25 protein-coding genes are annotated in these 25456 nt (G+C 48.1%); 8 read left to right on the top strand and 17 right to left on the bottom strand.

From position 1 onward, the window contains the following. Positions 1-20 precede the first annotated feature (20 nt). From rfbC to V2I46_04975, 8 genes are all read right to left on the bottom strand, one after another. A complete protein-coding gene (gene rfbC, locus V2I46_04940) occupies positions 21-563 on the bottom strand; it encodes a dTDP-4-dehydrorhamnose 3,5-epimerase (GenBank protein MEE4176837.1) in 543 nt (180 codons plus the stop codon). Beyond that, on the bottom strand, positions 563-3001 hold the full coding sequence (locus V2I46_04945) for a polysaccharide biosynthesis tyrosine autokinase (protein MEE4176838.1): 2439 nt from the start codon (positions 2999-3001) through the stop codon (positions 563-565). The genes rfbC and V2I46_04945 overlap by 1 nt, the downstream gene beginning before the upstream one ends. 3 nt (positions 3002-3004) lie before the next feature. Beyond that, positions 3005-3754 (bottom strand): polysaccharide biosynthesis/export family protein, encoded by a 750-nt coding sequence (locus V2I46_04950; GenBank protein MEE4176839.1) that lies wholly within the window; start codon positions 3752-3754, stop codon positions 3005-3007. 81 nt (positions 3755-3835) lie between these two features. Continuing rightward, the gene (locus V2I46_04955; GenBank protein ID MEE4176840.1) at positions 3836-5038 is read right to left on the bottom strand and encodes a glycosyltransferase; all 1203 of its coding nucleotides are present in this window, start codon (positions 5036-5038) and stop codon (positions 3836-3838) included. Positions 5039-5099: 61 nt separating this feature from the next. After that, a complete protein-coding gene (asnB, locus tag V2I46_04960; GenBank protein ID MEE4176841.1) occupies positions 5100-6986 on the bottom strand; it encodes an asparagine synthase (glutamine-hydrolyzing) in 1887 nt (628 codons plus the stop codon). 103 nt (positions 6987-7089) lie between these two features. Continuing rightward, a complete protein-coding gene (gene lpdA, locus V2I46_04965; GenBank protein MEE4176842.1) occupies positions 7090-8481 on the bottom strand; it encodes a dihydrolipoyl dehydrogenase in 1392 nt (463 codons plus the stop codon). Between the two features lie 28 nt (positions 8482-8509). Further along, a complete protein-coding gene (locus V2I46_04970; protein MEE4176843.1) occupies positions 8510-9283 on the bottom strand; it encodes a geranylgeranylglyceryl/heptaprenylglyceryl phosphate synthase in 774 nt (257 codons plus the stop codon). Between the two features lie 21 nt (positions 9284-9304). Further along, positions 9305-9943: a 4'-phosphopantetheinyl transferase superfamily protein gene (locus V2I46_04975; protein MEE4176844.1), complete on the bottom strand. Its 639-nt coding sequence runs from the start codon at positions 9941-9943 to the stop codon at positions 9305-9307. A 173-nt stretch (positions 9944-10116) separates the two neighbouring features. Between V2I46_04975 and ahcY the strand changes: the two genes are divergently transcribed. Then, positions 10117-11538, top strand: coding sequence for an adenosylhomocysteinase (gene ahcY, locus V2I46_04980; GenBank protein ID MEE4176845.1), 1422 nt, complete (start codon positions 10117-10119; stop codon positions 11536-11538). A 355-nt stretch (positions 11539-11893) separates the two neighbouring features. On the opposite strand, the gene V2I46_04985 is transcribed toward ahcY, so the two are convergent. Further along, entirely contained in the window at positions 11894-12319 is a 426-nt protein-coding gene (locus tag V2I46_04985) for a hypothetical protein (protein ID MEE4176846.1), read from the bottom strand. Positions 12320-12494: 175 nt separating this feature from the next. On the opposite strand from V2I46_04985, the gene V2I46_04990 reads away from it, so the two are divergent. The 4 genes from V2I46_04990 to V2I46_05005 all read left to right on the top strand — a co-directional run bounded on the left by V2I46_04990 (position 12495) and on the right by V2I46_05005 (position 14779). Next, positions 12495-12773 carry a hypothetical protein gene (locus V2I46_04990; GenBank protein MEE4176847.1) on the top strand — a complete coding sequence of 93 codons (279 nt, stop codon included), beginning with the start codon at positions 12495-12497 and terminating at the stop codon, positions 12771-12773. Between the two features lie 13 nt (positions 12774-12786). After that, on the top strand, positions 12787-13320 hold the full coding sequence (locus V2I46_04995) for a hypothetical protein (GenBank protein ID MEE4176848.1): 534 nt from the start codon (positions 12787-12789) through the stop codon (positions 13318-13320). Between the two features lie 496 nt (positions 13321-13816). Further along, entirely contained in the window at positions 13817-14290 is a 474-nt protein-coding gene (greA, locus tag V2I46_05000; GenBank protein MEE4176849.1) for a transcription elongation factor GreA, read from the top strand. A gap of 93 nt (positions 14291-14383) precedes the next feature. Then, on the top strand, positions 14384-14779 hold the full coding sequence (locus V2I46_05005; protein ID MEE4176850.1) for an HIT family protein: 396 nt from the start codon (positions 14384-14386) through the stop codon (positions 14777-14779). Between the two features lie 3 nt (positions 14780-14782). On the opposite strand, the gene ruvC is transcribed toward V2I46_05005, so the two are convergent. Beyond that, a complete protein-coding gene (gene ruvC / locus V2I46_05010; GenBank protein ID MEE4176851.1) occupies positions 14783-15343 on the bottom strand; it encodes a crossover junction endodeoxyribonuclease RuvC in 561 nt (186 codons plus the stop codon). Between ruvC and V2I46_05015 the strand changes: the two genes are divergently transcribed. Both V2I46_05015 and V2I46_05020 read left to right on the top strand, forming a co-directional pair. After that, complete coding sequence (locus tag V2I46_05015) at positions 15343-16380, top strand: lysylphosphatidylglycerol synthase domain-containing protein (protein MEE4176852.1); 1038 nt, start codon at positions 15343-15345, stop codon at positions 16378-16380. The genes ruvC and V2I46_05015 overlap by 1 nt on opposite strands. Positions 16381-16384: 4 nt before the next feature. After that, positions 16385-17506 carry a glycosyltransferase gene (locus V2I46_05020; protein MEE4176853.1) on the top strand — a complete coding sequence of 374 codons (1122 nt, stop codon included), beginning with the start codon at positions 16385-16387 and terminating at the stop codon, positions 17504-17506. 16 nt (positions 17507-17522) lie between these two features. Here the strand turns inward: V2I46_05020 and V2I46_05025 are convergent, their stop codons facing one another. The 3 genes from V2I46_05025 to V2I46_05035 form a co-directional block, all read right to left on the bottom strand. Continuing rightward, positions 17523-19571: an OmpA family protein gene (locus tag V2I46_05025; protein MEE4176854.1), complete on the bottom strand. Its 2049-nt coding sequence runs from the start codon at positions 19569-19571 to the stop codon at positions 17523-17525. A gap of 86 nt (positions 19572-19657) precedes the next feature. Further along, entirely contained in the window at positions 19658-20818 is a 1161-nt protein-coding gene (locus V2I46_05030; protein ID MEE4176855.1) for a hypothetical protein, read from the bottom strand. A gap of 325 nt (positions 20819-21143) precedes the next feature. Beyond that, a complete protein-coding gene (locus V2I46_05035) occupies positions 21144-21719 on the bottom strand; it encodes a cation transporter (GenBank protein MEE4176856.1) in 576 nt (191 codons plus the stop codon). Positions 21720-22119: 400 nt separating this feature from the next. Here V2I46_05035 and V2I46_05040 point away from each other — a divergent pair, with 400 nt between their 5' ends. Next, the gene (locus V2I46_05040) at positions 22120-22311 is read left to right on the top strand and encodes a hypothetical protein (GenBank protein ID MEE4176857.1); all 192 of its coding nucleotides are present in this window, start codon (positions 22120-22122) and stop codon (positions 22309-22311) included. A 431-nt stretch (positions 22312-22742) separates the two neighbouring features. Here V2I46_05040 and V2I46_05045 read toward each other — a convergent pair whose 3' ends face one another. Genes V2I46_05045 through V2I46_05060 form a run of 4 tightly spaced genes read right to left on the bottom strand, consistent with a single transcriptional unit; the run spans position 22743 to position 25456 of the window. After that, positions 22743-23618 carry a protoheme IX farnesyltransferase gene (locus V2I46_05045; protein ID MEE4176858.1) on the bottom strand — a complete coding sequence of 292 codons (876 nt, stop codon included), beginning with the start codon at positions 23616-23618 and terminating at the stop codon, positions 22743-22745. Next, complete coding sequence (gene coxB / locus V2I46_05050; protein ID MEE4176859.1) at positions 23611-24552, bottom strand: cytochrome c oxidase subunit II; 942 nt, start codon at positions 24550-24552, stop codon at positions 23611-23613. Before coxB ends, V2I46_05045 begins: the two co-directional genes overlap by 8 nt. Before the next feature lie 9 nt (positions 24553-24561). Beyond that, on the bottom strand, positions 24562-24846 hold the full coding sequence (locus V2I46_05055) for a cytochrome C oxidase subunit IV family protein (GenBank protein ID MEE4176860.1): 285 nt from the start codon (positions 24844-24846) through the stop codon (positions 24562-24564). A gap of 13 nt (positions 24847-24859) precedes the next feature. Next, complete coding sequence (locus V2I46_05060) at positions 24860-25456, bottom strand: cytochrome c oxidase subunit 3 family protein (protein ID MEE4176861.1); 597 nt, start codon at positions 25454-25456, stop codon at positions 24860-24862.

The raw sequence follows: 25456 nt of genomic DNA on the forward strand, positions 1-25456 counted from the left end.
ATCTTCTGGGTTTTCCAAGATTAAAAGGGACTCACAAAATCTTTTAAAAAACCAGCCTGCCGATCTTTATCGGAAAGGATAGGGGTGTCAACATCCCAGTCGATGCCCAGGTCAGGGTCATCCCAGCGCAAAGCGCTATCACATTCCTTATTGTATACCTTGGTGCATTTATAAACGAAAATGGTGTTTTCTTCAAGGGAAACAAAACCATGGGCAAAACCTGCGGGGATATAGAGCATGGTATGCATGCGGTCATCCAGTCTTAGTTTAAAATGTTGTCCAAAGGTGGGCTCATCCTTTCTTAGATCCACAACAACATCAATGACTGCTCCGCGGACGGTCCTTACCAGTTTCCCTTGCTCAAAGGGGGGTACCTGAAAATGCAAGCCCCTGATTACTCCTTTTTGAGAAGAAGACTGGTTGTCTTGGGAAAAGGCCACGTCCAGGCCTGCCTTTTGAAAGCTTTCTTCATTCCAGGATTCAAAAAAATAACCCCTCTCATCGCCAAAAACTTTAGGCTGAATGACTAACAAACCACGGAAGGGCGTTTCCTCAATATGCATTATTTGAATAATTTTTTTATTCTCTTTCTGATCCGTTTAAAAATTGAAGCTCCTTTTGAGCTGGAGGTCATCGATTCTTCATAGTAGCCATAACCGTATCCACCATAATACCCATAGGCATAGCCCTTATCGTAACCGTAACTTGAGTATTCCCTGTCGACCGCATTTAAAACAATAGATAAATTGGTAATGTTGCTTTCCGATACCAGGCGGTTGACGTTCTGGATAAAGATCCGTTTTGAGTAATTGGCCTTGAAAATATATACAGGATACTCGGCCATCAGGACGCTCTTCATACCGTCCGTAACGATACCCACCGGCGGGTTGTCAATAATGACGTAATCGTATTTCGATTTAAGATAGGCCACCAGCTGATCCATCTTTGGGGTAAGGATAAGCTCGGATGGGTTGGGCGGAACCGGTCCTGCCGTGATAAAGTCTAGGTTCTTCACCCGCGAGGGTTTGATGCAATCCTCAATTTCGTCAATTCCCGAAAGGATGGTGCTGACCCCTTTGACGTTTTCGGTGTTAAATCCAAGGTGAATCTTGGGCTTACGCATGTCGAGGTCAATCACGATGACCCTTTTGTCGCTGAAGGCGAGTATCCCCGCCAGGTTCATGGCAAAAAAGGTCTTTCCTTCACCCGATATGGTAGAGGTGACCGCTACCAGTTTGCTGCCGGGTTCATTGTTGATAAACTGCAGATTGGTCCGGATTGATCGCAGGGATTCGGAAATGAGCGATTTTGGTTTTTTTAATACCAGCAACTGGTTCGGGGGAATCTCACTCTTGTATTTGGGAATAACCCCCAGGACAGGTGAATTAGTATATTTCAGAATATCGTGAAGCGATGGAATTTCGTTATAGAAAAGGTATTTCAAAAGGATAATCCCTGCCCCCAGGAAGATAGCTGCCAGCAAACTGCTTAAGTAAACGTTTCTGGCAATGGGCGATATGGGTTTTGTTGGAGTCTTTGAACGTTCCAGGATGATGCTCTGTGAAACAAAACCTGCCCTCGAGATGGAGTATTCTGCTTTCTTTTCAACAAGCTGATTGTAGAACCGTTCGTTAATGCTGTATACGCGCTGCAGTCTGCTAAATTCAATCATATTGTACCGGGAGGCGCGGTTAGTGAGCACCGATTCAAAATCATTGATTTTTTGCTCCAGCTCTTCTATTCTTGAACGGATATTATTTTTCAAGGCCGCAATGCTCTCAATGAGCATTCGTTTCTGTATGCCTATCTGGTAGTCAAGGGCTTCTATCTGACGGCTGTTTGGGGTCACCTCATACAATAACTTTTCACGTTCCATCAGTTGTTCCTGCAAGGCCTGAAGCAGGTTGGAAATAGTGCCTCTGAATTCGCTGCCCGAAAGAAAAGCAATCAGTTTATAAATGTCAATGTCCTCATCGGAGTTGAGGCTTTTTTCTATCTCCGAATAGATCCTGTCCTCCATTTCAAGCATGACGATCTGGTTCTCATAATCGCCAATGCGCGAGTGAATGGCAGGCAAGGGTGTAATGGTTGCCTCGTCTATGTTGTGCTCCTTCTTGAAACTATCCAGATCCATTTCTGAACCGGCCAGCTCATCAAAAACAAGGTCTAGCTGACGGTCAATGAATTCAAGAATATTGTTGGCACTTTCCGCCTTCTTTTCCAGGTCAAATACATTGAATTCCTCAGCCATGGCATTCACAATATCCGAAGCTTTCTGGGGGTTTGTTCCCGTATGGCTGATCAAAATGGTGCGAGCTGCAGCATTCAGGACATTAATTTTGATGTCCGGCGAGAATTTTGAGATTGCGGTTTCCGGGTTGTTCAGCACGAAGAAATAGGGGTTCCTGGTGAAAACGCTTTGCTGCTCCTGGAAAATACGGGGGTTGTCTACTTCAACCTTGATGTCGAGATCGGCCAGGGAAATGCTCCGGCCAGACTGAAACTCTTGCCGCTGAGGACCCTTACCGTTGATTTCGTAATTGATCACCACTTTTTCCTGATCCACAAAATCAATGTTGATGGGGATCCCGTATAATGACCCGTTCTTCACCTTTGCTTCTACACGAAATGGGGCATTTTTGTAAAGCTCGAAATTGAGCACTCTGCCTTTTGTGAAATAACTTACGTCGAGTGGCAGTTGGGATAATGCCCTGTGTTGAAAAACCGAAGACCGAATTAGCTCGATTTGCTTGGCCATGTCATCCTCGTAAATGTTTACCGTTGAAAGGATGCTGCTGGTCTGGTTCTGTCCGCCCAGTTGCAAAATAGCTGAGGTTTGATAAACGGGAGGCGTATAGCGCAGGTATAACCAAGACCCCCCAATGGCCAGGGCAATAAAGGCAAGGGGGAATAGAATGTTTCGCTTAGCAATGTAAAGAAACAGTTTTACATCAAGCTCATCGTTAAGAACGGATATTTTTTTTAAAGGTTCTCCAGCCATTGTTTAATTGGTGAACAGGGAATAAACCAATAGTGCGGTTGTTATAAGTGAGAGATATGGGGTCACATTCTCCAGGATACGCTGGGGCACCCTTTCGCGGGGCTCAACGTAAATGATATCGTTGGCCTGGAGGACTAAATTTGCATTCTTCACCCCATCTATGGTTGAAAGGTTTACCAGGTAAACCCTTGGGTTTTCTGGGCCGCCCCTGATTAGCTTTACCCTGGAGGATTTCCCGTCGGCAATACCACCCGATTGTGCAAGAGCTTCAAAAAGGGTCGTGTTGGGGTTTTCCAGGTATAAAACGCGGGAAGTGCCTCCTCTCCCCCCGGGGAAAATTATGACCCGGTTGTTGACTACCCGGAGTTGCACAAAGGGATTGTTATAAAATTCTGTGAAAGCATTCTCAAGCATGGCTTCTGCCTCACGCGTGGTCAGCCCTGAAACTGTTGTGCGGCCCAAAACAGGTAGCTTAATGGTCCCGTCATATTCAACACGGTAGGTTAGTTGCTGCTGTCTTAAGTTTTGATTCGACAGCATGGTCACGGGGTCAATTAAGCGTTCTCCGTCATTGGTAAACAACTGAAAACTGATCTCATCATTGGGAGCAAGGCGGTATTGATCGGTTATCAACAAGTCATTCAGGTCCGAGTATTCATAATCCCGGGGCGTTCGTAACATTTGTTCGGGATTGAGTACACTGCACGAAGAGAAAACCAGCACAAACAATAAGGGGAAAAAGTGATTCTTCATGAGGGTTTTTTCGATTAGAAGGACAAATTTATAAAAAAGCGTGGTCAGTTTGAATAAAATAATTACTCATGGTATCGCTTATTATGGTTTTATTCCTTTTCCGGAAAGCAATTCATAGTAATATTCAACCGTATCATTTACCAGGCGCTGGTAATGAAACTTATGGCTCACCAATTCCCAACCACCCCTGCCCATTTTCTCCCTGAGGGCTTCATTTTCCACAAGCAATAACAACTGGGATGCAAACTCCTCCGGATCAAAACTTTTAGTTAGCAAGGCTGTTTCGCCAGGGAGAACAATGTTCCCAATCCCTCCCACATTGGTTGATACAATGGGTTTACCGGCAGCCTGGGCCTCAATGAGGCTCACAGGCGTGCCTTCGTTCAGCGAACAGAGGGCAATGATGTCCATCCCGGCATTCACCTGACCCATTTCTGTGATCCATCCGGTGAAAGTCAGAAAAGCAGTTCGCCGATTTTTTTGCCAATCCACAAAACCAAAATTCAAATGCCGGGCCTTCGTTTCTATTGATTGTCGTGACTCCCCATCGCCAATGATAAATGCCCTGATTTTGGCCTGGCTCTTTTGCCTTAAGATATGAAGGGCTTCCAGAAACAAATTGTGGTTTTTAATAGGTACCAGCCTGCCTACAATGCCTATGGCTAATTCATCTTCTTTTATCTGGTATTTTTCACGAAAAGCTATCCGTTTTCTTTCCTGATCTTCGCGAAACCGTGAAAGGTCAAAGCCCAGGGGAATGACCCTGATTTTTTCTTCAGGACACATCCTGTATTTAATGCTAAGGTCATATTTCTGAATATCACTGATGGCAATGATCCCTGTGCTGACCCCGGCAAGATACCGTTCGATGTTTTTGTAAAAACCGGCTTTCAGGTGGCTGAAATAAGCATCAAAAACATGCCCGTGAAAAGTGTGAACGATTACCGGCACTTTTTCTGCTCTGGCTGCCAGGCGTCCCAGCGCCCCTGCTTTTGAAGCATGCGTATGAACAATGTGGGGTTTGTATTCCCGAATGATCTTTCTGATCTGGCGAAAGGCGGATAGGTCCTGTGTCGGAGATAAACTGCGGCGCATGGTTTCGACGATCACAGGGGTAACGCCAAGCTGGTTTGGGATAAATTCTGAATTCTTTTCCGAAGGGTCGTTTTTGCCTCCCACAAGCAGGGTCTCAAATTCAGCGGGAAGGTATCGCGTCAGGTAGGCGGCGTTGTAGGTGGGGCCACCCAGGTTGAAGCGGTTAAGTATCCGGAGTACCCTGATCATCTATGCAAATATATGTGCCAAAAATACAATAAATTTTGATTAAACCATTAAAAAAACTTATCTAGATCATATTCTTTTTCCACCAGTATTGAAAAACCAGTAAACCCCATAGCCTTGCAGGAGCGTCCCCCGGATTCCTTGAATTCAGTTGCTGAATCAGGCGCTGAACCTCCTGAAGGTTGAAAATACCCTGCTCGATAATCAGTGGCTCAGCCAGCAGGTCGTCCTCGATCAGACTTTTCAATTCATTGCGAAACCAGCGAAGCAAGGGTACTTCAAAACCCTGCTTATTCCGATTGAATAATTCTGGCGGCAACTCATCCCTGAATGCCTCACGAAGGATCTTTTTCCGGGCATTCCTGTCTATCTTGTAGGCTTCCGGCAGGGAAAACACAAAGTCCACAAACTCGTGATCCAGAAAAGGGACCCGCACTTCCAGGGAATTGGCCATCGACATCATATCTACCTTCGTAAGCATATCGTAAGGCAGTACAAGCTGGGTGTCGGTCTGCAAGACCCCGGTGATGGTACCTCCCTGCGAAAGGTTTTTTAACCACTGCTCCTTGCGTTTTTCCAATATTGTGGTGTCTCCTTCCATAAGAAAGATTTTTGAAACCTCAACGGTCCGTGTGAAACCTGCCCACTGCCAGTATCTTTCCGTTGCCGGAAGCTTCATGCCGCTGGTAAATCGGTTGAGTTGTCTGAATTTATTCAGGAGGAAGCTGTTTCTCGACTGGGGCAGACGCGAAAGAAGCGGGTGCAAGGGCAAAAGCATCTTTTCAGGAAGACTCGGGTTCAGTGTCTTCCATTCTGCACGGTGTTTGTTATAGCCTGCAAACAATTCATCAGCTCCATCGCCGGACAAGGCTACGGTCACCTTCTTCCGGGTTTCACGGCTTAGAATATATACCGCAAGGGCCGAAGAATCAGCGAAGGGCTCATCGGTATAATCCAGGACTTCGAAAATACTTCCCAGCAAATCATCTGTGGTAAGCCTGAACTCCGTATGATTTGTTCCGTGCATCTTTGCTACGGCCCGTGCATAATGGGTTTCATCAAACAAGGGCTCATCACGGAAACCTATGGAGAAGGTATTCAGCCCTTTGACCTCTTTGGCTGCAAGCGCGGTAATAATGCTGCTGTCAATGCCCCCGCTAAGAAAGGCACCCAGTGGGACATCTGCCACCAAGCGTTTCCTGACCGCTACTGCTAATTTCTCCCGTAAGGTCTGCTTTGCTTTATCATACGAGATTTTCTCAGGATCAAGGGGGTTTGGCAGGAGCGTGTAATATTCTTTTTCTTCAATCCCTTTGTGGCTTAACTTTATGTAATGCCCGGACATGAGTTTGAAGACATTGTCAAAAATAGTCCAGGGTCCCGGTATGTAATTTAAATGCAGGTAAGCCGAAAGTGAAGCTTTGTCAATTATTTTTGGTATTCCCATGGCGAGCAGGGCTTTCATCTCGGAAGCAAAAAGGAACTTTTCCCCGTTTTGATGAAAGAACAGGGGTTTTATCCCATAGCGGTCGCGCGCCACCAAAAGTGTCTCTTCCTGCCTGTCGTAAAAACCAAAGGAAAAAAACCCATTTAAGTCCTTCAACCCATCCGCCCCTTTTTCAATGAGCCAGAAAAGCAACACTTCGGTGTCGCTTTCCGAACGGAAATTGATGTTTTTTTGCTTCAGCTGCTCTTTCAGGGCACGGAAATTATAAATCTCGCCGTTAAACACCAGGGTATAACGTCCCGAAGGATCACTGAAAGGCTGGTTGGCTGCGGCTGTGGTATCTATAATGGATAAACGGGTATGCCCCAGGCACACATTCCCCTCTGCATAGGTGCCCCGGCTATCAGGTCCCCGCAGATGTAACCGCTCCAGGGCCTGGACCATCCCGTTGGGCTTGCTCCGCGCAAAATCATTGAAAAAGAAAATACCTGCTATGCCACACATGGTGCCTGTTTCATAAAACAGAAAAAGCACGGCAGGAAGTCATGGCCTTGCTGTGCTTTTTCATCATTGTTATTTCGTCAGAAAATAGGTGTTCCCTGAATCTTTAAATGTGTATAACTTCATCATAAGCAGCCGCTGCGGCCTCCATGATGGCTTCCGACATCGTCGGGTGGGGGTGCACCGCTTTGATGATCTCGTGGGCAGTCGTTTCAAGTTTGCGTGCAACAACTGCTTCGGCAATCATTTCCGTGACATTGGCACCTATCATATGCACGCCCAGTAACTCACCGTATTTGGCATCGAAGATGACCTTGACAAAGCCTTCCTTACTCCCTGCTGCACTGGCCTTTCCCGAGGCAGTGAAAGGGAACTTGCCTACCTTAAGCTCATAGCCGGCCTCTTTGGCAGCAGCTTCGGTGTAGCCCACGGAAGCCACCTCAGGAACACTGTAGGTGCAGCCTGGAATGTTGTTGTAATCCATCGGCTCAGGATCGTGACCTGCCATCTTTTCCACACATATGATTCCTTCCGCTGATGCTACATGTGCCAGGGCCTGCCCGGGAACCACATCCCCAATGGCATAATAACCTTCAACATTGGTCCGGTAATATTCATCTACCAGGATCTTTCCCTTCTCTGTCTTGATCCCGGTTTCTTCAAGTCCAATACCTTCTATGTTGGTGGAAATGCCAACGGCTGAAAGCACTATGTCAGCTTCAATGGTTTCTTCGCCTTTCTTGGTCTTTACCAGGACTTTGCATTTTTTTCCGCTGGTATCCACCGATTTGACCTCACTGGAGGTCATCACCTTCATTTTCGATTTTTTGAACGAGCGTTCCAGTTGCTTGGAAACTTCTTCATCCTCCAGGGGTACAATATTCGGCAAGTATTCAATAAGGGTTACCTGTGTGCCGATGGTGTTATAAAAATAGGCAAATTCTGTACCAATGGCGCCTGAGCCAACCACAACCATACTCTCGGGCTGTTTGTCAAGCACCATGGCTTCACGGTAACCAATGATCTTCTTCCCGTCAATGGGCAGATTGGGAAGCTGGCGGCTTTTTGCCCCCGTTGCAATGATGATATTTTTGGCTTCATAGGTAGTCGTTTTTCCATCCTCGGCCTTGACTTCCAGCTTTTTACCAGGCACGACTTTGCCGAATCCCTGGATCAGATCAATCTTGTTCTTCTTGAACAGGAATTGAACCCCTTTGCTCATACCTTCTGCCACCTCGCGGCTTCTTTTTACCATGGAAGGGAGGTCGGCCTTGGCTTGGCCATCCAACTTGATGCCATAATCTCCGGCGTGGTTCAGGTAATCGAATACCTGAGCGCTTTTCAACAGGGCCTTGGTAGGGATACAGCCCCAGTTGAGGCAAACCCCACCCAATTCCGATTTTTCAACAACGCCTACTTTCAGCCCCAGCTGCGATGCCCTGATGGCCGCAACATATCCTCCGGGCCCACTGCCCAGCACGATCAAATCATAGCTCATATCACAATTGTTTATTTTTCTAAATTGCTTACACGAATTTAATATTTTTTTCGCGGTTTATGGCATTCAGTTCCTGTTTCGCCTGTGAAACCTCAAGGATAATTTCTGGGTGGGTTTCTGCTGCATTGCCAATGGTGATGATATCTGCACCAGCCTCCCAAGTCTCATAAGCCGTCTCTGCCGTTCGGATACCACCCCCCACGATAAGGGGCACAGCAATGCTTCCCCTCACAGTCATTACCATATCCATTGGAACCGGATGCAAGGCTCCGCTGCCCGCATCCATAAAAATAACCCTTAATCCAAGCATGGTCCCTGCCATGGCTGTCGAAACAGCGATATCCGTTTTATCGAATGGAATGGGCATGGTATTGCTCATGTATTGTACTGAGGTGATCTTCCCGCTTTCCACCAGCATATAGCCCGTAGGGATGATCTCCAGGCCGCTCTGGCGGATCATTGAAGCCGCCACGACATGGTTGCCGATCAGCATATCGGGATTTCTGCCCGAAATCAGCGACAGCAGCAGCAAGGCATCGGCTTTTTCATCGATTTGAAAAACAGAACCCGGGAAAAGCACCAAGGGAAGCTCACATTGTTTTTTTACCTCTTCAATGCAAAAGGTAAGGTTGTCGCGCGTCAGCAGGCTGCCGCCAATGAAAATATAATCAACGCCCGATTTGCAGGCCAACCCTGATATCTCTTCCAGGCTCGATCGCGTGCTCTTGTCAGGATCTACCAGAATGGCTAATTGCTTCTTCTTTTGCCTGGTTTTTTCTTCTATGTTTTCTAATATGTGCATGATCATTTTGAAATGGCCAGCCTAACGGTCGACCGCATAAACAAGAATATAATCTTCAAGTGTCTGATAAGCGACATCATAAACCTGGGTGCCCTCTTTTCCGGTGATCTCTCCCCGGATGGCCCCCTGTCCTTCAAATTCAAATGGAAAGATACGGATATGTTCCCTGAACTGCAAGTCGCGTCGCCCGTGTAATTTAAATAAGGCTTCCTTGGCAGCCCAGATCACATACAAACCTTCCATGGCGTGTGAGGAGAAAACAATACGCAATTCACAATCGTTCAAGAACTTATGAGCTACCTTAAATATCTTGGGGCTCATTTGCTCAATGTCGATGCCCACGTTTTTACTCCCGCTGGCGATTAAGGCCGAAAATTTGCCTGAATGGGTGACGGAAATGTGCCTTACCCCGTTGTTCAGATAAGGCTTGCCATCTTTGTCGTATTCAATCCCTGTCAGTTCGCCCGGCCTGATCAGGTGGGGCAGGATCAGCCTGTAGCTGAGCCAGTGCTGCCTGCGCGTATCCGATCGTAAATATGAGTAATATTTGAGTTCCTGCTCGGAGAGATTTACGCTTTTCCAAAGTTCTTCCACCGTCTCACTGATCTCCCAGACCCCAAGGGCGGCATCTTCAAGTTTTTTTTTCAGGAAGAGACTCATTTGGTATGTATTAAAAACCTGGAAAAAGGTTTCATAAAAAAAAGTATATCGGGAACCATTTTCCGGGGAACCATCGGCATCCTGGCTTGTGTTCCTGCCAATACTTCATTATCTGTTTCCCTTCTGCGGGAATGTATTATCTTTGCAAAACAAAAATCAAAGGTAAAAAATAAATGGAAAATCTGATTACTGAAAAAGCTTTAAAATACAAGGTTAAAGATATTGCCCTGGCTGACTTTGGCCGCAAAGAGATAGAAATTGCCGAAAAGGAGATGCCGGGCCTGATGTCATTGCGCGAGAAATACGGAAAGGAGCAACCCCTCAAGGGTGCGCGCATCACCGGCTCGCTGCATATGACCATTCAGACCGCCGTTTTGATTGAGACGCTGGTTGCCCTGGGCGCCGATGTACGCTGGGCTAGCTGTAACATTTTCTCAACCCAGGATCACGCTGCTGCCGCTGTAGCTGCCGCAGGCATCCCGGTGTTTGCCTGGAAGGGTGAAACCCTCGAGGAATACTGGTGGTGTACCAAACAAGCCCTGAGCTTCCCCGATGGGAAAGGCCCCAACCTCATCGTTGATGATGGGGGCGATGCCACCCTGCTGGTACATAAAGGCTTCCAGGCCGAGAAAGACCCCTCGACGCTTAATGTCGAACCATCCAGCCGTGAAGAGGCTGCCATCCTCCAGCTCCTGAAGGACACCCTGGCCGAAGATCCCCAGAAATGGCACCGTACCGCCGGCGAGATCAAGGGTGTCTCTGAAGAGACCACCACGGGTGTACACCGCCTTTACCAGATGATGGAAACCGGTGAACTACTGTTCCCCGCCGTTAATGTGAATGATTCGGTTACCAAATCGAAATTCGACAACTTGTATGGCTGCCGCGAATCCCTTGCCGATGGCATCAAGCGGGCTACCGATGTGATGATAGCCGGCAAAGTGGTCGTCGTTTGCGGCTATGGCGACGTGGGCAAAGGCTCCGCCAAAAGCATGCGAGGCTATGGCGCACGGGTGATCGTTACCGAAATTGATCCTATTTGTGCCCTGCAGGCCGCCATGGAAGGCTTTGAAGTGAAAACCGTTGAGGATGCCCTAGAAGAAGGCAATATCTTTGTGACCGCCACCGGGAACAGGGATGTGATCACCGTTGAACATATGGCCAGCATGAAAGACCAGGCCATCGTTTGCAACATCGGTCATTTCGACAACGAAATACAGGTCGATAAACTTGACGCACTCCCTGGCATCAAAAAGGTGAACATCAAGCCCCAGGTCGATAAGTACATCTTCCCCGACGGGCACGAGATCTTCATGCTGGCTGAAGGACGCCTTGTGAACCTGGGTTGCGCCACTGGCCATCCCTCTTTCGTGATGAGCAACAGCTTTACCAACCAGGTGCTGGCACAGATGGACCTCTGGAAAAACGATTATAAGATTGATGTTTATCGCCTGCCTAAATACCTCGACGAAGAAGTGGCACGCCTGCACCTTGAAAAAATCGGCGTAAAACTTACCAAAATGTCGAAGGAACAGGCTGAATACCTGGGCGTAAAATTACAGGGTCCCTTCAAGCCCGATCATTACCGCTACTAATATCCCTTAGAAGCCCCCCTGCCTTTAATTCCTGAAAGTAGGAAATCCAGGGGTCTCTTCAAACGGAACTTTAAAAGGTCCCGGATGTGAGCCGAAAGAGGCTTCGTATCCGGGATTTTTCTTTATATGGCCTGGCCTGGCTCATAGTTAATACGGAGTTAATACGGAGTTTATACGGTTTAAACCGTATAAACTCCGTATTAACTATGACTGAAGTTGGAAAAATCAGGGAGAATTGACCGGTTTTGACCATAAAAAAAGTATTTGCCGATTACTTTGGGTAAACGCCAGAGGAAAAGTAAAAATGAGGACAGTCAGATATTTAAAATGCAAAAAGTGAGCACTGTTGAGGTTTCTACCAGTTTGTCACCTGCAGGTAGGGGGGATTGTAATAGGTGCGATATTGCTTGAGGGGAAAGGTTGAGGGCCCTTCTACCACAGAGCCGTCAATGAGGAGGTATTGTGATCCGCAGCAATCGCATTTAGCAAGTGGCGGGTCTTCCACCGTAACAATGCCGCAGGGGTCGAAGGGATGGAAGGGGCAGGCCCGGTCGAAAGCCGTGAATTCATCAATGCTCCAGCGATAAATGATAATGCCCTTATACCCACCGCTAAAGAAGGCCCAGCCACCGATACCGTTCAACTCAATATATTGGGTAGAATCCAGGTTAATGGTAAATTCAACCCTGTAATCCGGAACGGGGTGATCTTCCTTCCCGCACGATATGGGAAGGAAAAGCAGGGTGCTGAACAAGGTCAATAATAACAGGTTTCTGAGCATCCGGTTTTTGAAAGTGGAATTAAACCCCTTGCGGATTCCGGTTTGGTTAAAAAACGGCAAGGTTACGGGTTTGTTTCCCGTTTCCATGCAAAATTACCAATAAAATGGTATTTTTGTTAAAATAATAGGGCCTCTGGTTTCGTTAGCTTACTGAAAATCAGTTTTTTTAATTATTATGCGGATTTTTGTATATCTTTTGATTTTTTTCCTTCCTTTGTTTGGGTGCCAATCAAACCGGCAGGCGATCCGTGCCGAGCGTAAGGCAGAGAAGGTCGAAAAACAAAGGGACCGTGAGGCCATGCAGGCATACGAGACAGGGCTCGATCGCCATTTAAGCCTTCAAACGCCCGATACCCGGGACCGGATGAAGGCCAACCGGAAAAGAAGCGAACAATGGCTGAAACCCAAAAAAAGAGACCCCTTTTATAAACGGTGGTTTAAAAAAAGAAGGTAAAACATAATAGGTTATGGAAGATTTTGTATATATCATTCTAGTCATTGCCTGGCTGGTTGTCAGCATCATGAAAAGAAAATCAAAAAACCAGGCGCCTGCCAAACCCACTCCTGCATCTCGTCCGCAGCAGGCAAGCCCTCCACGCGAATTTGACCTGGAGGAAGCGCTGAAAGAAATGTTTGGAGGAAAGCCAGCATCCAAGCCTGAGCCTGCTCCGGAGCCTGTGGCCCAAAGGGCCCCTGCTGAAACCGTTTTTGAAAACCAGGAGCCTGAATATGAATCAATGGCCGAAGAGCTCAGTACTTACCAGGAGCCTGTCTATCAAACCATTAAGGCCCCTGGTTCTGTTCCTGAGGAATACCAGTTCTCTACCGAAGTTCGCGACCAGACGATTGAAGATTTGATCCGTGCCAATGCAGCTGAAGAAGCCCGCTTGCAGGCCGCCGAAGAAATGCTGGAAGCTGAGGCCTTGCGTGCTGCTGACATTGATTTCGATGCCCGCAAAGCAGTGATCTTTTCAGAGATCATCAACAGAAAGTATTCCTGATTTTTATTTGCAGATTATTGTTTTATTACTTACATTTGCTAAGTATTTAAATCCTAGTTCTCCCCAGCCCCGGTTGGGGGTTTTTTCTGTTAAGGCCCCGCATGAGGGCAATTACGAAAGTGTTGTCAGTTTTAGGTTACTTTGGCTGCCAGCAGTTTTTTTTTTGCCCTGCTGGCGAGAAAAATAGCTTGATGAAGAAAAGGTAAAATGAACCTGTTGCAAAAAAATATTGGTGCATACGCTGGTCCTGGTCCGGAGGGCCGGGGCGGATTGTACCCTTTGGGCAACAAGGGTTCGGGCCATCTCAATAATCTTTTCTTGTCTGATTTCCCCAAAGTCTTCCTAAACTCCAGTACGCCGGTCTTCCATATAAAGACAAGCCTGGAAGGGGGACCGGAAAACAATCGTTAAGATATTCCACGTTTTTTTAAAGTCCCCTTAAACCATACATAAACTGTATGCAAAAGCATTTTTAATATCATTAATACGCATTGAAATGAACGAAGTGAAGTATTTTACCAAAGAAGGATTACAGAAGCTAAGGGATGAATTGGAGAAGTTAAAGTCGGTCGAGCGGCCGGCCATCTCGCAGCAAATTGCAGAAGCGCGCGAAAAAGGCGATCTTTCAGAAAATGCCGAGTATGATGCTGCAAAGAATGCACAGGGCATGCTCGAACTTCGTATCTCCAAGCTCGAAGAGACCCTGAGCAATGCGCGGGTGATAGACGAAAGTCAATTGGATGATAATAAGATATCCATCCTTACCAAGGTTAAACTGCGTAACTTGAAAAATAAATCGGAGACCTCTTATACGCTGGTACCTGAAAATGAGGCAGACCTGAAAAGCGGGAAGATCTCAGTGAATTCGCCTGTAGCCAAAGGCTTGCTTGGAAAATCGGTGGGCGAACTGGTTGATATCCAGGTGCCGGCCGGTGTCCTGTCGTTTGAGATCATGGAGATTTCAAGGTAAAGCGATTAAACGCCCAGATTGTGCCGGATGGTTTTATCAACAAGCCATCCGGCATTTTTTATTAATTTTGATTTCAACCAAAACAAACTGATCATGGCATCCATATTTACTAAAATTGTGAACGGGGAGATCCCATGCTATAAGGTGGCCGAAAACGATCATTATCTGGCTTTCCTCGACATCAATCCCCTGGCTAAAGGGCATACGCTGGTTATCCCCAAAAAGGAAACCGACTATATCTTCGATATTGAAGATGAGGAATACCAGGGCTTGTTCCTGTTTGCCAAAAAGGTGGCCAAATCCCTTAAGAAGTGCATACAGTGCGAGAAGATCGGGCTGGCGGTCATTGGCCTGGAGGTGGCCCATGCTCATATCCACCTGGTGCCCATCAACGGGATTTACGACATCGATTTCCGTAAGCCCAAACTGAAGTTAGGTCCCGAGGAATATAAAATGATCGCTGAACGGATTGCTGCCCACCTGGAGTAGGCCTTATTTGCTGACGCGTCCAGGGTTTTCGGCAATGAAGGCTTTCCAGCCAGTGAGGGTGGTTGGGGCCGTTTGCTCAGGGCTTTTTTTCTGAAAGTAATGGCACATGGCCACCGCCAGGGCATCCGTGGTATCGAAGTTCTGGGGAAGCTCGCTGATCGCAAGGATGCGCTGAATCATGGCTGCCACCTGTTCTTTTGAGGCGCTACCCTTGCCGGTGATGGACTGTTTGACCTTGCGGGGAGAATATTCGAAGACGGGAATATCTCGATGAAGGGCTGCAGCAATGGCCACACCCTGCGCCCGGCCTAGTTTCAGCATCGACTGGACATTCTTGCCGAAAAACGGCGCTTCAATGGCCAGTTCATCAGGGTGGTAATGATCAATGTTGCGAAGTACCGTTTCAAAGATCTTTTTGAGTTTTAAAGGATGATTTGCCAGTTTATCCAATTTTAATACATCCATTGCAATGACCTCGGCCTTGTTCTTTTTAATGCCAATCACACCCACGCCCATATTGTTGGTGCCGGGGTCAATGCCTATGATGATCCTATCGTATTCCAATGCTGAAATTATTTGAAGGTAACCACCCACAGGGAGGTAAGGCAAAAGTAAGTAAAATATTCTGGGTGGTCATTCGCTATGTTGTCCCATTGGCTGCTTTGGCTTATATTGTTTATTCCCTTGTTAACATACCTCCCGAGCAGCTCTCATTCTGGAAGGCATCGCTTGACTGGTCGTTTCAATCCTTTTTGCTGGTGGTTTTAGTTCTTTTACTAACCCTGTTAAACTGGCTGCTTGAAGCCATGAAATGGCGCAGGCTGGCCCAGCGGTTTGAGACCGTGAGTCTCAGGCGGGCTTATGCGGGGGTGCTGTTTGGCATCAGCCTGGGGATGATCACCCCGCGCCGGGCAGGAGAGTTTGCCGGCAGGGTTGTGGTGCTTCAACCCGAGAACCAGTTGCGGGGGATGGTGATCAACACTGCCGGGAGCTTTACCCAGTTTCTGGTTACATTGCTTTTTGGGCATGTGGGTGTCGCGCTGGCCATCATTGGGAAAGCCAGCGAATACAGCGCATCACGCGAAGGACAACTGCTGCTGTTCACGGGCATTGCCCTTATATTGTCCATGCTTCTTGTGACGTATGCCAAAAAGATCCTGGCCTGGCTGCAACAACGAAGCTGGTTCCCCAAAAAGTTGAAGATCACCGAGGTGTTTATGACCCTGACCCGCAAGGAAATGGGGGTGCTGTTCTCACTCAGCATGTTGCGCTATGCCATATTCATCACCCAGTTTCATTTGCTGCTTTTGCTGCTGGGCCTTCAGTTGATGTTTTTCGAGACCTTTATGGTGCTGAGCATAATTTACCTGGTGATGGTTGGCATTCCTGTTTCAGGGCTTGCCGAAGCGGGCATCAGGGGTTCGGTGGCCTTGCTGGTCTTTAACATTTATCTGGGCCCTAAGCTGGCAGGACTGCCTGCCATAGAATTGACCATTGTTTCGGCTACACTCTTGCTGTGGTTGTTCAACCTGGCCCTTCCCGGGCTGCTGGGCGCAGGGCTATCACTCAGCGGAAAATTAAAGCCCATTGCAAAATCCTGAGCCGATGACCCTTTCGTTGATTTTTATTCTGATTGCCGTCCTGTATACAGGCCTGATCGTGGCCTTCACTGCCGGTTGGATGCGGCTGCCAATATTCTGGTATAAAGAAAGCAGCGAAACCCCTTTCTCGATCATTATCCCCGCCAGGAACGAGCAAAAACACATCATGCAGCTTTTGATCCTGCTGCGCAATCAGCACTACCCTAAAAACCGGTATGAAGTCATCGTGGTCGATGATCATTCCACCGATGCCACTGCCGCCATCGTTGAGCGAAAAATTGCCTCTGGGTTTTTCACCAACGTCCGATTAATTAAGGCAAGAGATTTGACTACGAAACCGGGAAAGAAAAACGCCCTGGCCCTGGGGATTGAAATGGCAAAAAACAACTGGATCGTCACCCTCGACGCGGATGTCCTGCTTTGGACCCATTGGCTGCAAAGCCTGGCCGGCTTTATTGAACAGGAACAGCCTGCAATGATAATCGGTCCGGTGGCAATGGCTCCCGGTAAAACCATCTTTTCGCAGATGCAGGCCCTTGAGTTTATGAGCCTGGCAGGAAGCACCGCCGGAGCAGCAGCCATCGGCAGGCCCGTGATGTGCAATGGCGCCAACCTGGCATTTCGCAAGGACCTTTTTTTGCAGGTGGGCGGGTATAGCGGGAATGAACACCTGGCTTCAGGCGATGATGTGTTCCTGCTGCATAAGTTCAAAAAGCTCCCGGGGGCAAAGATCCCTTACATGAAAAGCCACGGGGCAATCGTTTACACCCGTGCTGTATCCACTGTCAAAGAATTCCTTCGCCAGCGGGGCCGCTGGGCAGGGAAGACGGGCAGTTACAGGGATGCCTTTACCCTCCTGGTGGGGTTTGTGGTGGCTTTGATGAACCTAACAATTTTTGCGGGAATACTGGTTAGTCCTTTCATTTCGCAGAAAGCCCTGCTGGGGGCACTCCTTTTGCTGGTATTCAAGGCTTTGGTCGATTTCCCCTTGCTTTTCAGTTTGTCGGATTACCATCGCAGGCGCGACTTGATGTGGCTGTATCCGGCTCTGGCCCTGGTGTATCCCTTTTATGTGGTGGCTTCACTCTTTGCAGGTTTTGTCATCAAACCCCGCTGGAAGTCCTGAAAATAGTACAATAACCCTAGGGGTGCTCGCCGGGCGCTGGGGAAGCAATGATTTTTATCTCTACCTTCCGCTCTTCTTCACTAAACTCCTCAGAGGCAAAACGGTCGCCCAAAGCTTCGATGATGATGCGATCAGGGTCAATGCCAAATCCGGCAAGACATTCCATTATGGCCTCCGCCCGCTGACCTGACAAGATCATATTATAAATAGTATCGCCGCTCTTATCGGCAAAGCCTGAGATTTTACACAACAGGCCCGGATGGGCTTCCAGGTCCTTGGCCACCTGATGCAAAACATCCTGGTGTCCCTCTTGAAGGCTGGCACTATTGAAGGGGAAGGTCAGCACAATGGGATACCTGTATTCCAGGGAGTCGGGTACCATTATGGGTAAAATTTCTGCTGGAATGGGTTCTGGCTCAGTAACCGCTTCTTCCACCTGCGTTGTTTCCGGCGCCTTAAGCGATCTTGCCCGGGTTTCGACCTGCTTTTTTTCCTGCTCTTCTTTCACGACTTGTTCTTCAATGGCTTCTTCAGGGCTGGCTTTTTCCTCAGTTTCTTCAATAGTCTCAGGGATCTCTTCTTCAACCTTCTCTTCAACCATTACAGTTTCAACGACTGCTTCCGTTTCTTCCAATTCCTCAACGGCCTCCAACGGTTCCGTTTCCTCAATTTGTTCAGCGACCTCCGGTAATGTTTCTTCCGCTTTTTCTTCAGCGACCTCTTCAGGAATTTCTTCTGAAAGCTCTTCTTCTGTCTCAGCAAAGAGCTCTTCTTCAACTTCTTCGGTGGTTTCTTCAGGGCTGGTTTCAATCTCAGTTTCTTCAATAGTCTCAGGTACTTCTTCTTCAACCTCCTCTTCAACGATTACAGTTTCAACGACTGCTTCCGTTTCTTCCAGCTCCTCAAAGTCCTCCACATTTTCCGTTTCCTCAATTTGTTCAGCGACCTCCGGTAATGCTTCTTCCGCTTTCCCTTCAGCGACCTTTTCGGAGATTTCTTCTGAAAGCCCTTCTTCTGTCTCAGCAGAGACCTCTTCTTCGACTTCTTCGGTGGTTTCTTCCACAGGCTCTAAGATGATTTCTTCCTGAACCTCTCCGGTTTTGGTTGTAATGGTCTCTTCCCCTTTAGTGCCCGTTTCGGGTTCTTCCAGGGGTTCTTCGGCCTCCTCTTGTTTTCTGCCTTTCTCCAAAACCTCCTCTTTGTTTTTCTCTGCGGCAGGTTTCCCGAACATTTCTGGTGAGATATTGATGATAACGGTCTCTCCTTCCTTAACGCTAATCTGTAGCAGGGAGTCAGTCTTCAATATTTGAATGCGGGGTTCTTCCGGAAGGCTATCTTCCTCCATTACAATGATTGTCTCTTCCACAATGACCTTGGGTTGGGCAAGGGGTTGAGGTAGGCTATCCTGCTCGGTCAAAGGACTTAATTCCGGCGGAGTCACGGTCTCCCGTTGAACGGAGAAAATCTGCCCGGCATTGAAGACTGGTCCGCGGTACCTGATCTTGCGTGCCCCGAAATAATAAGAGATGCCTGCCTTCCATTGATGGTAAAACATCAACTCCGACCATTTCCTATCCTGATTTTCATCTAATGGATAATACAGCCCAAATCCCAGTCGTGCCGACAAGCGGTCACTGAGGCGAAACTTCAATCCATGGGTGGTTCCGGCTGCAAAGTCGTGATGGACTGACCCGTCTGAACGTTTTTCTCCTGTCAGGTAGCCCGCCTCCAGGGAATGGTAAGGCGCCAGGAAAACGCGCTCACCCAGCAGCCAGCCGTTATCCCACCTGAAGCCAAACGTAAGGCCAGCGTATCCGGTGTTCTTCAGAATGCCGCCCATAGGTCGCCCGGTGAAAAGGCTGAGACCTGTGCTGAAACTGCGATTCAGTGTCCGCTCAATGTGCAGACCAAAGACAGCATGTTTCAGGTCTTCTGGAAAACCGAAATGGTCCTCATAAACAAAGGATCCGCCCCCGGCCGTCAATTTCCAGTTAAAAATGTCAGTCTGGGCTCTCAGGGAACCCATACTAAAGATCAGGATTAGCAGGATGATATATTTTTTCATTTCCAGGTATCTTTTGCCAGTTAATAAATCTGTTTCAACGGCCCAATCTGACTTACATCCAGTACAAGGGGCCTGAAAAATTAACATTAACGGCTTAAACCCAGCCAGAGGTTTAGTTCAACGCTTAATCCCACAAAAGGCCTGATGTAAATTTTGCTGTTGTCGTTGCTGTTTTCATCTTGCAATAGGGTCATTCCGGCATTCAGCCTGAGGAAATAGGCGGTTTTATAGCCATAGGCCAAGTAGATGGGCCTCCCGATCAGCGGACCGGTTATTTCCTCATCGTCTCCAAAATCAAAATTGTTGATGAAAATACCCGCCGAAATGGAGCTGTTGCTGCGGAATTTGCTGTTAAGGGCAGGATTTCCCAATGGGAAGGACACGCCTGCATAAGGCGCACTGTCATAGGAAAGGTCCTCAAAACCGCCTGTGTTATAAACGCCTCCGTAGCCGAAGTTGATGGGAAGCGTTGTCCGGGTTTTTTCTGTGGGATAGTTTGGAATAACCCGGGAATCAGCCAGCACCAGGAACTCAAAACCCAAATACTGGTTTATCTCCTGCATACACATCTGTTTGAGCTCTTCCAGGTTTTGCTGAAAGAAAGCCACCTTCAGGTCCTGTTCATTGGTATCCTTACTGCCCAGTATGTTGAACCGGGCCTTGCCAAGGCTCAGGTCGTCAATTTGCTGGAGTTTGTTGTATATCAGGTCGGAAAAACCCGGGAAATCAATGCCCGTCCGGTTTCTGTATAATTCAAGTACCTTAACCACGATCTGATCCAGTTCCTGACGCATCAGGCGTGGATGCTTAGAAAGAGAAATACTGTTGCGGTCGGAGCGCACTGACATGATCAGATAGGAAGAAACCGCCTCACCGATCATGACTTTTAACTGTTCAATCTCGGCAGGGGCCGCTGGCCTGAAATAATTGATGCGAATGGTATATTCTTTATTGCCCCTGAGCATATAGTTAACCGGGATTGAAAATGTCCTTTCCTGAAACCCTGATGCACTCCGGTAATCGGACGAAAACAGTGGTTTCTTGTCCAGGTCATTGCTTCCGAAAAGTTCCATTTCAACCATGTCGATGCTGGCAGGCATCGAACCATTGAGCATCCATTGGCTTTCTGCCGGAAGGGGTTGGTTTTCGCCGAGCCAGTTTTTTTCGTAATTGTATTGTACGCTCTTGTATTGCGCATTGAGGGTTAATACCGGGAAAAACAGCAGGAAGGTAAATTTCTTGAGCATGGCGATGTATGTTTTAAATGATTTTATGATAAACCTTGACAGAAAACCTTTTTTTTAATATTTTATAAGTACGAGGAGGTATTGTAAAGATAACAATAATTTGCGAACTTTAGGTTGATTTCAGGCCGAAATTGGCATTGAGAGGGGTAGAAAAATGCCAGGGGCACCATAAATGGTGCCCCTGGCAAAAGCTTTTCAATCACCTAAAAAACATGTTGATAACCCAGCCGGTGACAATCAGAAATCCCGGATGCTGAATCCTGCACGCGAGCCAGGCAGCATCATACTAACTGGCCCTTAAAGACTGGCATTTTCTTGCCGGATACTATTCTTCCAGTATACCTGTGACGGTATATCCCGCAGCCATAATGGCGCCAACGATCAGGTCTTCGGTGACTTTGGTCTGGTCATACACCACCTGGGTCTGCGCAGCCTGCCAGTCAGCATTTACTGTCTGGACACCATCGAGCTCTGCCACCCGGTTGATGATAGCATTCTCGCAGCCGGTGCAAGTCATCCCCTCAATCAGAAAAACAGTTTCCACGCGGTTTTCCGGGGCAATCTCCGTGGTTTTAGTCGCTGTGGGGGCTTTGTCTTCCATATTGTTTAGAAACCAGGGCAGGGCCAGCAGGACGACTAAAAATACTGTTACAAACCCAAGGGTTGTAACAGGGTTTAATCCGGCTGCCGCCTTTCGTCCGCTTTTGCGCCGGCGACGCATGGTCTTGATGCTCTGATACCAGAGCACCGCCAGTAAAAGCAAAACCAGGATTACCACAAAAGGCCAGAACGACAGAATCTTTTCTATGGTACCCGTTTCTTCGGTCGCGGCCTGTCCAAACGATAAACTGCTGGTTAACAGCAGGCTGGAAAACAAACTGATTTTAGTCAATTTCTTCATGGCAGGATTTTTTTTGTAAATATAGGGCGAATTATAGTATTTGCGGAACCTTCAAAGCAAAATCAGCTGAAAGTTTCGTGTAAAAAATTAAAATGTAATTAAGTAAAAGAATGCATAAATATTAAAAAAATCATTAACTTTAAATTAGAAGCAATCAGTTCAGTCTCTTAACCCAAAAACTACATCCTTATGAAAACCGCTTTTCCAGCCTTAAAGAAGAAATACCTTTTTGTTTTTCCTGTTTTTATTTCAGCCTGGAATATATCAATCAGCCAATGCCTGTGAGGCCTGAAACCGTTTGTTCGTGGGGCAGTTTTAGAATCAGCGGGCAGGAAATGTTAGCCACCATAGCAGCCCAGGAGAACATTGGCCGCAATAACCCTGCCGGACAGGCCGATGGATGGTCGAACAGTTCCTGCGCATCATTACCCCCTTTGGCATTGGCTCACCCGACGCAGATGTGCCCGTGGTGTATGGCCCGGAAACCAAGGTGGTGACTGTACGCATCATCGGCAATTCCTACCATCCAAAGGTGATACAGGTGACCCCAGGCACTACGGTTAAATGGATCAACGAAGATGTATTTACCTAGTATGGAGGGCGAATTCGCCGGCATTCACAACGTGATCGTGAAGTCGGGCCCCGATCATAGCAACCTTTGCCCTGATGATCGCTTTGATCAGCCTGATCAATAAATAGCAAGGGATTCAGGCAATGGTCCTTGTTGGAAAGGCAAAAAGGGGCCACCCTCAACCCTTCTTAAGGACTTTCCCAATGTAATATCATCTCCAAACCATCCTCGGGGTTCAGTCGGGTTTTAGTCGTTTTAAACCGTATAAAACCCGACTCAACCCTGTCTGTGGTATTACCCTCAAGAAAATTTACAATTTGGCCATTGCTTTCCCTGCAGAAAAGGGTTCTAACCCAGAATTGGATATAATTGAAAATAAGCATCCCAGGACTTGCTCTTTCCAGGAAAAGGATGATTGGTTGTTCGAAGGGATGTCGGGGTCTGATGCGGGGCTATCTTATCAGGGCATCGGCAATGAATATCAGCATCATGAGAAGGAAGAAACCGTTGATGGTGATGAAGGCGGGTTGGGGATCGGGATTATCGGTGGTGCGGTACCATTTGCGGAAGGACCAGAGCAGTGCAAGGGCCAGTGAGAAAACGAGCATAGACAACAGGGGTGAGCGGATCACCCCGAAGAGGGCCGGCAGGATGGCCGCCATGGCAGTAGCGGCTACCCAGATGAGGGTGAGGTTGGCGATCTGTCGGGTGCTGAAAAGGCGGGTAATGGTGGGGAAGCCGGCCTTCTCGTAATCGTTGCCGTGCCTGAGCAAAATGAGCCAGAAGTGGGGGATCTGCCCGATGAAAAAGAAAAAGGCGACCAGGATAATGTGCGGGTCAAGCCAGTAGCCGCCTGCTGCTGTCCAGCCTATGATGGGGGGCAGTGCACCCACCAGGGAGCCGGGTACAACCGCAAAGGCAGTCTTTCGCTTCAGCCAGGTGTATACCAGGTTGTACCACAACAGGGTGATAGCACCCAGGATAAAGGGGGCCCTGTAATTCAGGTTTGCCAGGAGGACAAAACCCGCCAGGCTAAGGATCACGAAAAAAACAGCGGCTTCGGCACGAGAGACCTTTCCCGAGGGGATGGGGCGGTTAAAGGTGCGTTTCATCAGCCTGTCGGGCCCGGCCTCCTGGAGGTGGTTCAGGTTGGCTGAACCGGCCGCCAGCAGGTAGACCCCCAGGGTAACCAGCAACCAGTCCTCAGCAAAAAAGCCCTGACTAAGGATAAAACCCGTCAGGGCAGTCAGCGCAACCGATAGGGTTACGAGGGGTTTTGTCAGCTGAACAAGGGCTTTGGCTTTTTTAGCAATACCAGCTTTATTCATTCAGTGATTTGAGAAACGCAACGATCAGTTCAATTTGTTGTTCAGTGATCTCTCCCTGGTAGGAAAACATCTGCCCGGGGCGGTAGCCTTGGTGGATGTCGGCATCGGGCTCATAAATGGACCGCTGCAAATAGGCTTCATCGAAAGGCACCTCCCGTTCCTGCCCATTGGTGACTACAGGCACGTTACTTCCCCAGGCCCCCAGGAAGCTGGGCCCTATGATGGTTGAGCCATCGAGCGAATGGCAGGCCAGGCAGCCCTTGCTTTCGACGAGCTGACGCCCCAGGAGGGCAAAGTCGGCCCCTTCCTCAGCAGGTATCACTACGCCGGTGGTGTCCGAATACCATTCCCAGAACTCATCGGGCTCCATCACCACCACCTCGGTATGCATAAAGCTGTGCTGCAGGCCGCAGTATTCAGTGCAGAAAAGCGAGTAGTTGCCCACCTTGTTGGGTTCGAACCACATCTGGTTGTTGGCCAGTCCGGGCACCATATCTTCCTTGACTCTGAATGCTGGTATGTACAAAGAGTGTATGACATCAATGGCATTCAGTTTGATGATTACGGCAGTATCGACCGGGACATAAAGTTTATCAGAAATCCTTCCATTCTCATACTGGAAACTAAAGCTCCACATACGGGCATTGGCAGTAATCCTTACCCCTTCGCTGGGAATTCTTTTCATCGGTTTCCAGCCCACATACCCGAAATAAAACATACCCATCACCAGGGCAAGCGGAATGACGGTCCAGATGACTTCGAGCTTGGTGCTGCCTTCGATCTGGACAGCCCTGGGATGCTTTTTCTTGTTGTAACGAATTAGAAACAGGATCATTACAAGGGTAATCCCGATCAGGAAGAAAAGGGATATCCCGAGAATGAAAATAAAGGCATTGTCGACACCTTCTACAAAAGTTGAGGCTCCTGAGTTCATATGCTTATTTTATCTGTATGAATAATCGAAAAAGGTGACAAGGATTACCAGCAGGAACAGGATGATTACGGCCGATACCATCACGGTGAAGAAGCGACTCTCGAATTTGAGGTGCATAAACCAGGCCAGGACAATGGTGGCCTTGATGCAGGCAATCAGGAGGGCGGCTGCCGTATTAAGCGGCCCCAGTTCCACACGGGTAATGGCCACGCTGAGGGCCGTAAGCACCAGCAGTGCCAGCAAAACAAACACGTGGGTTTTGTAACTGACGATATGATGTTTTTCTTGGCTCATAACATTGTGATTTTTAATGGATCAGGTATAAAAGCGGGAACAGGAATATCCAGATCAGGTCGACCAAGTGCCAGTAGAGGCCCGTGTTTTCCAACCATATGTAGTCGGTCTGATGGATCTTGTCCTTTCTGACCTGCCAGAACACATACAGGAAGAGTCCTATTCCGATCAGGATATGCAGGGCGTGGAGGCCGGTCATTACAAAATAGAGGCCGAAAAACAGGATGGTTCCGTGCCCCAGTTGGTGCAGTTCCGCCCCGCCGGGGTTGAAACCATATTCGACTTTGGTACCCCACTCAAAATACTTGTTGACCAGGAAGACCACTGCAATGATCAGGGTCACCGTCAGCAGGGCCAGAGCCAGTTTTTTGTTTCCTTTCTGGATGGCTGAAATGGACATGGCCACGGTCATACTGCTGATGAGCAGGATCACGGTATTCAGGGTGCCCAACACCACATCCAGCTCCTGCCCGGCCAGTTTGAAGGCTTCGGGGTGCATGGAGCGATACACGGCATAGACCACAAACAGCATCCCGAAAAGCAGCAGTTCGGTAAAAATAAACAGCCACATGCCCATTTTCGATGCCAGGTCGTCGCGATGTTCTATCAT

The sequence above is a fragment of the Bacteroides sp. genome (assembly GCA_036351255.1).
GTDB lineage: Bacteria > Bacteroidota > Bacteroidia > Bacteroidales > UBA7960 > UBA7960.